This is a genomic window from Microcoleus sp. CAWBG58 (genome assembly GCF_020883045.1).
GTDB lineage: Bacteria > Cyanobacteriota > Cyanobacteriia > Cyanobacteriales > Microcoleaceae > Microcoleus.
In genome coordinates, this window is record NZ_JAHRFA010000008.1 from 69028 (window position 1) to 81276 (window position 12249).

At 48.6% G+C, this 12249-nt stretch carries 10 protein-coding genes; 5 read left to right on the top strand and 5 right to left on the bottom strand.

The window, feature by feature from the left end:
- The first annotated feature begins 64 nt into the window (after positions 1-64).
- From QZ918_RS05180 to QZ918_RS05195, 4 genes are all read left to right on the top strand, one after another.
- On the top strand, positions 65-883 hold the full coding sequence (locus tag QZ918_RS05180) for an HNH endonuclease (protein WP_293331910.1): 819 nt from the start codon (positions 65-67) through the stop codon (positions 881-883).
- Positions 884-934: 51 nt separating this feature from the next.
- Complete coding sequence (locus QZ918_RS05185) at positions 935-6232, top strand: hybrid sensor histidine kinase/response regulator (RefSeq protein WP_293331913.1); 5298 nt, start codon at positions 935-937, stop codon at positions 6230-6232.
- Positions 6233-6556: 324 nt separating this feature from the next.
- Positions 6557-7051: a peptide-methionine (R)-S-oxide reductase MsrB gene (gene msrB / locus QZ918_RS05190; RefSeq protein ID WP_367275246.1), complete on the top strand. Its 495-nt coding sequence runs from the start codon at positions 6557-6559 to the stop codon at positions 7049-7051.
- 135 nt (positions 7052-7186) lie between these two features.
- Entirely contained in the window at positions 7187-8497 is a 1311-nt protein-coding gene (locus QZ918_RS05195) for a Rid family detoxifying hydrolase (protein WP_293331916.1), read from the top strand.
- 64 nt (positions 8498-8561) lie between these two features.
- Here the strand turns inward: QZ918_RS05195 and QZ918_RS05200 are convergent, their stop codons facing one another.
- The 5 genes from QZ918_RS05200 to QZ918_RS05220 all read right to left on the bottom strand — a co-directional run bounded on the left by QZ918_RS05200 (position 8562) and on the right by QZ918_RS05220 (position 11917).
- A complete protein-coding gene (locus QZ918_RS05200; protein WP_293150431.1) occupies positions 8562-8939 on the bottom strand; it encodes a hypothetical protein in 378 nt (125 codons plus the stop codon).
- A 4-nt stretch (positions 8940-8943) separates the two neighbouring features.
- The gene (locus tag QZ918_RS05205; RefSeq protein ID WP_293331919.1) at positions 8944-9171 is read right to left on the bottom strand and encodes a hypothetical protein; all 228 of its coding nucleotides are present in this window, start codon (positions 9169-9171) and stop codon (positions 8944-8946) included.
- A gap of 223 nt (positions 9172-9394) precedes the next feature.
- A complete protein-coding gene (locus QZ918_RS05210) occupies positions 9395-9526 on the bottom strand; it encodes a hypothetical protein (protein ID WP_293331922.1) in 132 nt (43 codons plus the stop codon).
- A 101-nt stretch (positions 9527-9627) separates the two neighbouring features.
- Positions 9628-11781: a polyribonucleotide nucleotidyltransferase gene (locus QZ918_RS05215; RefSeq protein WP_293150437.1), complete on the bottom strand. Its 2154-nt coding sequence runs from the start codon at positions 11779-11781 to the stop codon at positions 9628-9630.
- Entirely contained in the window at positions 11750-11917 is a 168-nt protein-coding gene (locus QZ918_RS05220) for a hypothetical protein (RefSeq protein WP_293331925.1), read from the bottom strand. Before QZ918_RS05220 ends, QZ918_RS05215 begins: the two co-directional genes overlap by 32 nt.
- An 80-nt stretch (positions 11918-11997) precedes the next feature.
- Between QZ918_RS05220 and QZ918_RS05225 the strand changes: the two genes are divergently transcribed.
- The gene (locus QZ918_RS05225; RefSeq protein ID WP_293331928.1) at positions 11998-12153 is read left to right on the top strand and encodes a hypothetical protein; all 156 of its coding nucleotides are present in this window, start codon (positions 11998-12000) and stop codon (positions 12151-12153) included.
- Positions 12154-12249 lie beyond the last annotated feature (96 nt).

Here is a 12249-nt window from a genome sequence, read left to right on the forward strand (position 1 = left end):
CTCGCAGTCTTGAAACGGCTGCGGGGATGCCAATCCAGCACCTAAAAGAATAGGAGTTGCACAGATGGACGATAACATAATAGAGGTAATTCCTGGCATATTTGGCGAAGTTCAGCCGACGGGATGTATTATTTCTAACCTAGCCAAATCTAGCAGCGGCTATGCGAACAAAAGGCTTCGGATTAACGGTGAATGGAAAACGTTTAATGTTCACCGTTTAGTATTAGAAAATACCTTAGGTCGTCCGATTAGATCGGAATACTTTGCTTGCCATACTTGCGATGTCCGAAACTGCATTAATCCCAACCATTTATGGGAAGGTTCAAGACTAGAAAATTCTCAAGACAGGTTTAAAAAAGGACGAATTAAAGATGTAGGAAGTACATCAGCTCCCAAACCTCAAAAAAAAGTGCGAGGCATAGAAGTAATTCCCGGCATTCGCGCCGAAATACAGCCGAATGGGTGCATGATTTGCACCTTGGCTAAAAGAAGTGATGGTTACGCAATTAAAGGTACTAAAGTTAAGGGCAAAACTCAAAGTTTCTACGCTCACAGGCTGGTACTCGAACACAAACTGGGACGGCCTGTTAAACCGGGTTATTTTGCGTGTCACAGTTGTGACGATCGCGGTTGTGTCAATCCAGACCATTTGTGGGAAGGAACTCCCGCCGATAACTCCCGCGATGCCATAGAAAAAAACCGCTTTCCTTTCGTGCCCGGCAATATATGTCCTACTCGGAAACTAAAAACCGAACAGGTACAGCAGATTCGCTATCTTTTAAGCGAAGGGATGTCGAAAGCAGAAATAGCCAGGACATTTGCCATATCTCGCAGTCAGATTATTCTGTTGTCAAGGGGCGAGATATACAGAGACATTCTCTAAAACTACTAACATAGACCCAATACAAGAACGCTTAAAATCAGGAATAAAACTATGCTGCCGGAGCAACAACAGAGGATCATGGGCTACTTTATTGAGGAGGCAAAAGACCACCTCAATACGATCGAACAAGGCTTGCTCAACCTACAAGCGACGATCGAAGACCCAGAACTGGTTAACGAAGTATTTAGGGCGGCTCACTCTGTCAAAGGAGGAGCCGCAATGCTAGGTCTGACTAGCATTCAGCAAACATCTCACCGACTGGAAGATAGTTTTAAAATTTTAAAAGAGTGCAGCGTTAAAGTAGACCAACAGCTAGAGTCGCTGTTTTTGCGAATTTTTGACACGTTACAAGGGCTGTTAGAGCAACTGTCGGGGCCTTTTGGGCTGACAGAGGAATTGGGAGAGCAGATGGTTCGAGAATTAGAACCTGTATTTGAAGAACTCAACGGGCACTTGGGGGGACTCGTCGGACACTGCGCTAACGATTCAGACGAAAGCAGCCCGCTGCCAATACCACAAACAGTTATGGCCCGCATGGGAGCCGGGACGTTTAACTCATCGATGAGTTTTGCGGACTCGGATTCAGCTTACACATCCGATCTCACAGAAACGGAAGAAACCGCGCTGCATCTGGTATTTGACTCGGATGTGCCGGCGAGGATGCGGGAAATGCTGCAAGAGTTCAAACAGCCTGAGGGCTCTGACAGCAGGCGACAACTTAGGAATATTTGTCGGAACTTGAAACTGGCGGGGGAGGAATTTGAACTGCCCGAGTGGATAGAATTGATCGCTGTGGTAGAAAAGGCGATCGCCAACTCAGAAAATACCTACCGCACCTTAGCCCCAACGGTCATCAAAGACATCAAACAAGCGCAAGAACAGGTACTTTTGGGTCAATCTGGGTCGATCGCACCCAGCGCCAAACTTCTGGCGCTGGTGCCGGCGGTTGTGGTTCCGGAAACAGATTTTGAAGACTTGCTGGCATTCGCTCAACCGAGTACGTTGGGTTCAAATGCGGTCTCTGTTGAAGATGCGGCCTGGGATCTGGCTTTGGGCGGCGATTCCCCGGATGGATCGAACAAGTTGCTGCCAACAATTTCTGGGCTCAGCATAGACGAGCTGTTCGAGCAACTCGACGGCGACGAAAGTGACGATTGCGCCGGAGGTCGATCGCCGTTGGACAATGCCCCAGGGTTCGGAGAATCAGATGTAGAGACTGGTTCTTTTAGAATCTCGACGCGCACGGGCCCGGAAGTGGGCGCGGCCGAACTCAACACCTTAGCAGACTTGTTTGAAGGCGAATCTCCGGATCTCGACGGCGCTTGGGAAGAAGAAGAAGATCTGGACTACGTACAATCTGCTTCTAGGATGCCGACGGGGGGAATCATGGAATTAGATGATGATGACAATTCCGGCGATTTTACTGATTTGTTGTTTGACGAATACGGTGAGGAAAATTCGGAAACGAATGCGAGGACTCCTTTAGAGGATCTCACGAGTTTGTTTGGGGACGATTTGCTGTTTGGAGGTGAGGCTGATGGTTCGGCGGTGGCAGCCGATCGCGAAAATGCGGGTTTAAAGCAGCCGCCAACTCGCAAACAGCTTGAAACAAACAGGCAGGGTTTGGATCGGGGAGAGGGCAGGGTCGGCATTACCAGGAGGCAAGCTGATGAAGATGCTCTCGGTACGCTTTTGGACGAAGTGGCAGCCCAAACTTCTGTTGTGACGGCAGATGCTGATTTGGATAACTTGTTCGGCAATTTAGGCTCATCTGAGGAAGCGACTGTACCGGCAGTTTCCGAGGAGTATGCTCTCAACCCGGATGCTTTCGACGCAGAATTCTCGAATCTACTAGCAGGTGGTGGCAATGATTCAGGGGATGTAGAAAAACTGACTGTAGCCGAAATAGATGATTTCGAGTTGCTCTCTGGGGTGGAGGAAGACTCGGATTTCAGCGAGCTGTTGAGCATTACTTCTGATTTCCTTTCTTCTGAAGGTGAAGGTGGGGAGAGCAGGGGCGATCGATCTTTAGCTACAGGCAGCACACCAAATGAGGAAAGTGGCAGCGTTTTTAATATGACATCAAATTCTGATTCTGATTCTGATTTAGATATTTCTGCGGATGGAGATTGGCTAGAAGATGCTTTTGGCCTGGAAGACGAGTCTGCACAATCGACCAACCTGGATCTGGAGGATACCGATTTAGATGCGCTGTTTGGGGAGATTACGTCGGACTCGATTTCTGAGGATGAGGAGACTGGGCGCGATCGGCAGGCGGTTCATTCCCAAGAAGCGGCGAATTTGGCAGATCTGTTCGGTTCTGTACCTACGGGTACTGAGTATGACGGGGAAGCTTCGGAAGAAGTCGATGGGGATTGGTTGAATTTAAATGGGGATTCTCAATTGCCCAGTGCTGGTACGGCAGCGGATGAGGGGGACTTGGCGAGTTTGTTCTCGGACTCGGAGGCTACTGTTTCGGAGGCAGGCTTGACAGATTTGGCAGCAGCTGAATTGGGGCTATTGTCCGATCGTCCTGATGCGGAAATTGCCAGTGTCGAGTCTGATGAGGGCAGTTTCGATTTGTTGGAGGATATGTTTGGCGAAGCGCCTCCACCGTCGGTGGATGCCGAAGCTGGTTTTGATTTGCAGGAGTTGTCGGCCGAAGTTCCTGAGAGTTTGTTCGACTCTGAAGGTGCGGATTTGTTCGATCGAGCTCAAACAGATGCGGCTAGTGAATCCGACGAGGAGGAAGATGATTTGTTTGGCGCGCTGGAAACGGATTTTGCGGCTGGCGATTTAGAGGTGATTTCGTCAGAATCTCTCGATGGGATGTTTGAGGGCGATGCTGATTTGCTGGCAGCTCTCGAAACCGGGGCGACTCTCAACACCGAAGAGTTGGATGCTTTTGATGATTTGTTGGATTCGCTCGATGCTGGGCCTCTGGTGACTTCGGAACTGACGGGCTTTGGCGACGATGAAGAAGAATTGAGCGCAGCCGGTGCAGCAGAGTTGGAAGATGAGTCGCTGGCGGACTTTTTTAGCGACATTCAATCAGGCACTGAGGATTCCGAAGGCAATTTTGACGATTTAGAAGCACTGTTACTCGCAGGCGGTGCTGGGGTGGCAATGGCAGCCTCTGGGGGAGCAAATCCGAGTCCGGTAACGACGGAAGTTTTCTCCGATCTTGAAGATCTGCTGAGCGAGAGCGCAACTATGCCGGAAATTCCAGCACCGGCGAAAACTGCCCGCAAAGCACCACCCGCTCCTGCTGCCGAGAGCGACGACGAATTTGGCGACTTAGAAAAACTGCTGGAAGATCCAAAGGACAGCGGCCGTCAAGGCGAAACCAATATCGGACAGTCGTCGGTCAACAACAGACCCAGGCGGAATGCCCGGGCGGGCGGGTTCGGCGACCAAACCATGCGCGTACCGGTCAAGCAACTGGACAACCTCAGCAACTTGATGGGGGAACTGGTAGTCAACCGCAACAGTTTGGAGCAAGACCAAGAACGGATGCGGCAGTTTTTGGACAATTTGCTGCACCAAGTGACGCTGCTGAGCGATGTCAGCCAACGGACTCAGGATTTCTACGAGCGGAGTCTTTTGGAGATTGCTTTGCTGGCAAACCGCCAGGGACATCGATCGGCATGGCGCTCAGAGGAGTCGTCCCACCAACGCGAAAGCGCTTGGAGACCAGAAGAAATGGACAGGTTTACTCCTTTCCACAGTTTGGCTCAGGAGATTATCGAGCTGATCGTGCGGGTGCGGGAGTCGGCGGCGGACATTGAGTTTTTGGTGGATGAGGCGGATCAGGTGACTCGCCAACTGCGCCAAGTCACGACTCAACTGCAAGAAGGTTTGACTCGCGCCCGGATGAAGCCGTTTGCGGAGACAACGGACAGGTTGTTCCGGGCGGTGCGGGAAATTGGGATTAAGTGTGGCAAGCAGGCTCAGTTACAAGTTGAGGGTAAGGATATTTTGATCGACAAGATGATTGTGGATCAACTTTATGACCCGATGACTCACTTGGTGAACAATGCGATTACCCACGGGATCGAACCGCCGGAGGTGCGTTTGGCCGCCGGGAAGCCTGCGATGGGCAGGATTACGATTCGGGCTTTCCACCAAGGGAATCAAACGGTGGTTTCGGTTTCTGACGATGGGGCTGGAATTGACCCGCAAAAGGTGAAGGCGAAGGCGATCAAGCAGAATTTGTTGACGGCAGCTCAGGCTCAGAGGATGTCTCGCTCGGAAGTTTACAATTTGCTGTTTATGCCCGGTTTCAGCACTCAGGAACAGGCGACGGAGTACGCCGGCCGGGGGGTCGGCATGAACGTTGTGGAGACCTCCTTGCACGAAATTCGGGGGACTGTGGGGATTGATTCGACGATCGGCAAAGGCACAGTATTTACCATCCGTTTGCCTCTGGTGTTGAGTATTTCTAAGGCTCTGACTTGCATTAGCGATCGAGCTCGGATTGCTTTCCCGATGGACGGGGTGGAGGACATGATCGATGTACCTCGCGATCAGGTAACGACTGGGGCAGACGGTTTGCCTTGCATTGAGTGGCGCGGTTCGATTTTGCCGTTCCGCCCGCTGCGGGATTTGCTGGGTTACAACCGCCATTTGGGCCGGGGCAGCGTTTACGGGTTTAATACTGACGATGACATGATTTCGGTGATCGTGCTGCGGTCTGCTGGGAATTTCTTGGCGGTGCAGGTGGATCAGGTTTCGACGGAACAGGAAATTGTGATCAAGCAGTTGGAGGGGCCTGTGCCAAAGCCGATCGGGATTGCGGGTGCTACGGTACTCGGGGACGGCAAAATTGTGGCGATTGCCGACGTTCTGGAATTGATTGATTTGGCTACTGGCAGGCTGCGGAAGGAAGCTGGCGGTACACTTTGGGATGAAAGTGGCGATCGGGCTGCTGCGGAGGCTGCTGAGGAGAAGACTGAGCCTACTGTGCTGATTGTGGACGATTCGATTACAGTGCGATCGCTCTTGTCGATTACTTTTGAGAAAGCTGGCTACCGAGTTGAGGAAGCTCGCGACGGTAAGGAAGCTTGGGAAAAGATGAAATCTGGCCTGCCTTGCGATATCGTGTTCTGCGATATTGAGATGCCGAGAATGGATGGTTTAGAACTGCTTTCTCGGATGCAGAAGGATGCGGTTTTGTGCGAATTGCCGATCGCGATGCTAACTTCTCGCGGTGCTGACAGACACCGCCAAATGGCTTACAGTTTGGGCGCGAAGGGTTATTTCACTAAGCCTTATTTGGAGGAACAGTTGATGGATGCTGCTGCTCGGATGCTGAAGGGTGAAGTTGTTGGTGCTCCGGCTGTTGTCTAGGTTGGGTAACGTGTGAATGGGTATGAGTTCTGTGAGGGCTAAAGTCCTCGCAGGACTTTTGTGCGATCGGGTTAATTAACTGTCATACTTGTAGAGCAATATCGGATTTTTTTAACCACAGAGAGCGCAGAGGGCACAGAGAGAGAAGATAGAGATGAATAATTTATGATGCAATAAGTAAGGTTCGTAGTGTGGACTTTAGTCCGCAAAATACTGCGGACTAAAGTCCACACTACGAACGATTTTTGCAAGGTACAAATCAAGCAAAAAGTTTTGAATGTGACTGTTGGTAGTTTAGATTAATTAGTAAGTGGATGATGGATTATGAAGAAACGATTATTTTTGAAAGCTGGTGTAGCAACAGTCAGCATGGCATGGTTGTCGTCTTGTTTGCCTGGAAAGTTAGATGTTATGGCTGCTAGCAATGGTGTTTTTGAAGTTACTAAAACTGAGGCAGAGTGGCGCAAACTTTTGACTCCGGCACAGTTTAACGTGTTGCGAAAACACGCTACAGAACGCTCTCATACTAGCATTCTCGACAAGCAATACGGTTCGGGAATTTATGCGTGTGCTGGGTGTGATTTGCCACTTTTTACATCCAAAACTAAATTTGATAGCGGTACTGGTTGGCCAAGTTTTTACGAACCCATCAAAGGGGCGATCGCCACATCGATCGATAATTCGCTGTTTGGGACTAGAATTGAGGTGCATTGCCGTCGCTGCGGCGGGCATTTGGGTCACGTATTTGATGACGGCCCTGCACCTACTGGCAAACGTTATTGCATGAATGGTGTGGCGATGAAGTTTATTGCTGGCTGATATTGTTTCACGGGTAATTCTGTGGTGTGGAATCCCACAATCATCCGCGCGCCAAATCGCAGGTGCACTCCTGATTCGTGCGGATGGTATATTGATTTTTGGGATGTGAGGGCGAAAGGGCGATCGAGGTTATGAATGTACGCTAAAGAACTTTTAGAAAGATACGCTAAAGGCGAACGAAAATTTAATTCTGTCAATCTCAGTGAAGAAAATCTCAAAGGTGCTGATTTGAGTGGCATAAATTTAGACAATGCAAATCTTTCAGGTGCAGACTTGAGTGAGGCTATTTTAACTGGGGCTTACCTTCAGAGTACAAATCTCACGAAGGCATCACTGACTGGTGCTAATTTAAGTAGTGTAGTAGCTGGTTCCGTAAATCTGACTTGGGCTGATTTAAGTGGTGCAGATTTGAGTTGGTCTAATTTTAGTAATGCGAATTTGAGTAATGCCAATCTTGAGAAGGCAAAGTTAACAGGAGCAAACCTAACTAGCGCCAAATTGATTTATACCAGACTAGACGATGCAAACTTGAATGGAACAAATCTAAGTAGCGCTGATTTGAGGGCAGCTTCTTTACATCGGACAAGCTTAACTAGAACTAATTTGGAGAAGGCTAACCTGAATGAGGCATACTTGGTTGAAGCAGACTTGACTTTGGCAAATCTAACGGAAGCAACACTTCAAGAGGCAAAATTACAAGGCTCTAAATTCCAAAAAGCAAATCTGTATGAAGTTGATTTGTCAGGTAGGAATTTGGCTGAAGTAGATCTCAAAGAAGCTAGCATTCAAAATGCAGATCTACAAAAAGCTTGTTTTCAAGGAGCAAATTTAGAAAAAGTCAAACTGCGATGCTCTAATTTAATAGGAGTGAATTTGACAGGAGCAAACTTAAGAATGACAGACTTGACTGGTGCTCAGACCTACGGCTGGAATATTAAAAATGCCGACTTCACTGGTGCTATAATGCCCGATGGAGAACTCTACGATCCCGAAACCTCTGACGGAGAACTCTATCAGCCAGAAACTTCGGAAAAATTATCCCAAAAAGTGACATCTATGACGCGCAAAATTATTCGTACTGACAAAGCCCCCGCACCTGTGGGCCCTTACAATCAAGCGATCGCCGCAACGGGCACTATGCTGTTTGTAGCCGGTCAAATTGCGATCGACACTAGACTAAACGATATCGTCTACACCGACGACGTGGCCAAACAAACCGAACAAGTGATGGCCAATCTCGAAGCGATTCTCACAGAAGCCGGCGCTACTTGGTTGGATGTCGTAAAAACTACGGTTTTTCTCAAAAACATGAATGATTTTGCCGCTGTGAATGCGGTTTATGGGAAATATTTTGATGAGAAAACTGCACCGGCGCGCGCTTGTGTGGAAGTTGCTCGTTTGCCGAAAGATGTTTTGGTAGAGATTGATTGTATTGCTGTGATTTGATTCGAGCTTCGTTTGAGATCCCCGACAACTTCTGCAAAGTCGGGGATTTCAATATTTTGTTTGTTTAATGTTTTTGCAGTTCAGAAACTTGAATTTTAGGCAGTTCTTTCCATTCGGGTTCAATGGGTGAATAGCAACAGTAGCATACCGCTAAACAGTCATATTCAGCATTCGGAATTTCAGGCGTGTACTCCTCTAAACGGGAAACTTCCCAATCTCCCCAACGAACGTGAGTGCTGGTAGAAGGGAATTTGGGATCTGCACTCTCCTTAAATTGGGCAAAGTTTCGCAGGCGATCGCCCGTTTTAGGCAGAGGTTTGTCTGAGTAGTCATAGTGTTCTGCTAGGATACTCGTGAGAGCACCTGTATGGGAAAGCAATCTATCCTCCCATCCAGGGGAAGAAAGCGATTCTGTTTTGAAAATTATCAACCGTTTTGGCATTGATTTATTCCTCTCTCTCGTGTTGGGGTTCATATGGACTCGGTGGAAACTCTGTCAACCCTTCAAAGACACAATCAACCTTCAGTATCGAATCACTTGTTTTTTCCCATCGAATTAATTCCCATCCCTGACGCTTTGCCATTTGCTGGCATTTCTCTGGATCGGTTGCACTATGACGGCTAATATTCTCGTCGGGATCGTAGCGAGGTTTTGATGTCATCTCGATAGTCATTGGTCATTGGTCATTGGTCATTAGTATTTATACCAATTATCGCCTCATCTTGCAACAATCCTGAGTGTTAAGCTTGTTTCCAGAAAGACTGTTTGCAAGGTGCGTCGATCGCTCGATTGTCGATTTTTTTGAGGGATTTTTAATGGCGACACACCCTACAGCTAAGCATACTTTATATTTTATTCAGTCCGCACAGGCGGACTTCGTTTGTATAGTAGCGGTTTCAACCGCCGATCGATCGCAGATAGTTTAAGTGCCGAGGGGAAAGTGCGCGACTGTATGAACTTCCACAGCCGATCGCACTTTTGTCGATCTGTCGCTGTCGCGCACCTACTCCCAAATCAATCTGAAACAATCAGATTTAATCTCAATTAGCAATTAGGAATTACTAATTACCAGTTACCAATCAGCAATTAGCAATTACTCCACAAGCAATTACCAATTACCAACTGTCAACTATTTATTCAACGCTTCGCGGGCGGCTACCGCTTCGTCGGGATGAATGTTCAAACGGGTCAAATTAATTCGACCTTTATTGTCAATTTCTCGCACTTTGACAATCACTTCATCGTTCACTGCTAACTCGTCTTCTACTTTCCCAACGCGGTAGTCCGCTAACTGAGAAATGTGAATCATTCCTTCTTTGCCGGGGAGAATCTCGACGAAAGCGCCGATCGGAATAATTCGAGTTACGCGGCCGACATACACGTCTCCAGCATTCAACTTGCGCGTCATGCCTTGGACAATGTTGTACGCCCGCTGAGCTTTTTCGCTGTCGTTACCAGCAATTGTCACGGTTCCGTCATCTTCGATGTCAATCTTGACACCGGTTTCTTCGGTGATGGCTTTGATTGTTTTGCCACCTGGCCCAATGACCAAACCGATAAATTCGGGATCGATTTTCAGCGTTAGCAAGCGCGGTGCAAACGGCGACATTTCCTTGCGGGGAGTGTCGATGGTTGCTAGCATTCTTTCTAAAATGTGCAGTCTCGCAGGTTTGGCTTGACGGATGGCATTTGCGATTACATCTAATGGCAAACCTTTGATTTTCATGTCCATTTGCAAAGCAGTAATTCCGGTGTCGGTACCGGCTACTTTGAAGTCCATGTCGCCTAAGAAGTCTTCAATTGCTTGAATGTCAGTCAAGATTCGGACTTCATCGCCTTCTTTGATTAATCCCATGGCGGCGCCGCTGACGGGTTGGGAAAGGGGAACGCCTGCATCCATTAACGCTAGCGTTGAGGCGCAAACTGAACCCATTGAGGTTGAACCGTCGGAGGAGAGGATTTCGGAAACTACGCGAATGACGTAGGGGAAATCTTCTTTGGATGGCAAAACTGGCAGCAAAGCGCGTTCTGCAAGGGCTCCATGACCGATTTCTCGGCGTCCGGGCGATCGCATCGGCTTGGTTTCTCCCACGGAAAATGGGGGGAAATTGTAATGATGCAGGTAGCGTTTGTCTTGCTGCGGGTGCAAGTCGTCTGCCAAATCTTGGGCGTCTCCTGGGGTTCCCAGAGTTGCTGCGGACAAGACTTGGGTTAAGCCGCGATTGAACAGCGCACAGCCGTGTACTCGCGACGGCAGCACCCCTACACGACAAGAAACGTGTCGCACCTCGTCTAGCTTGCGGCCGTCTACACGGACGCCATCTTCGATGATTTGCTTCCGCATCATTTTCTTGGTAACGTCTTTGAAAACGTTGCCAATTGTCTTGCTGTTGGCGGTGGCGGCTAGTTTTACCGGATCGTCTTCGGCCAATTCGGCGATCGCAGCTTCGACTTCATTTGCCTTAACTTCGTCCAAAGCTGCATTCCGTATTGTTTTGTCTTTTTCAAATCTTGACAAAATGATGCGGATGGGTTCTTGGGCGCGATCGCGAATAAAGTTTTCGAGGATGGAATCTTGGGATGGCCGTTCCTCTACCACTAAATCAATGCCCAATTCGGCCATGATTTCGCGCTGGGCTTGAATCAAGTCACAGGTTGCTTCGTAGCCGAAGTCGATCGCCTCGATGATATCCTGTTCCGGCAATTGGTTGGCGCTGGCTTCCACCATGATTACTCCGTCTGGAGAACCGGCTACCACGAGATCCAACTCACCTTCTTTGATTTCGCTGTAGGTGGGATTGATAATGAAATCGTCCCCTACCAAACCAACTCGCACGGCCGCCATCGGCCCGTAAAACGGCATTTTTCCTAGCAGAATCGCTACGGAAGCGCCCGTCACGGCCAACACATCTGGGGGCACTTGTTCGTCCATCGACAGCGTTGTGGCTACAACTTGGATGTCATCTCGCAACCAGCTAGGGAATAGCGGACGCAGCGGTCGATCGATCAAACGCCCAGTCAAAGTCACTTTTTCTGGGGGACGCCCTTCCCGGCGCAAAAATCCACCGGGAATTTTACCGCCAGCGTAGAGTCTCTCTTCGTAATCCACCAACAGGGGCAGGAAATCTATTCCCTCTCTCCCCTGCGATCGAGTCGCTGTCACTAAAACCGCCGTGTCACCTGACTGAATCAACACTGCACCGCCTGCTTGAGGCGCCAGTAAACCGATCTTCAGTCTAATATCCCGTCCATCAAAAGATATTGACTTGTCTATCTCTACCATGTAGCACTGCTTCCTTATCTACCACATTCTTTCTCTGTCGGGATCGTAACATTACCACAGGAGGTTTGAGAGGAACCAGCCAAAAGACAGAGATAATCGGCGGGCGATCGACTGTCAGTGTCTTGATTGTAAGCATTTATACTCTTTAATTTTTTTCATGTTCTCCAGTCGATTCTCCGGTCGATCGCCCGCCAAACACCTGTCATAGATGGTACTATGAATTTTCGATTGGGGAATTGGGAATTGGGAATTGGGAATTGGGAATTGGGAATTGGGAATTGGGAATTGGGAATTGGGAATTGGGAATTGGGAATTGGGAATTGGGAATTGGGAATTGGGAATTGGGAATTGGGAATTGTTTCTAATAACTGATGACTAATGACTGATGACTGATGACTGATGACTCACTTTTATGCGGCTTGTTAAAAAAATATCATTCATAAATCAAATAGAACTGTTTTAAGAAGT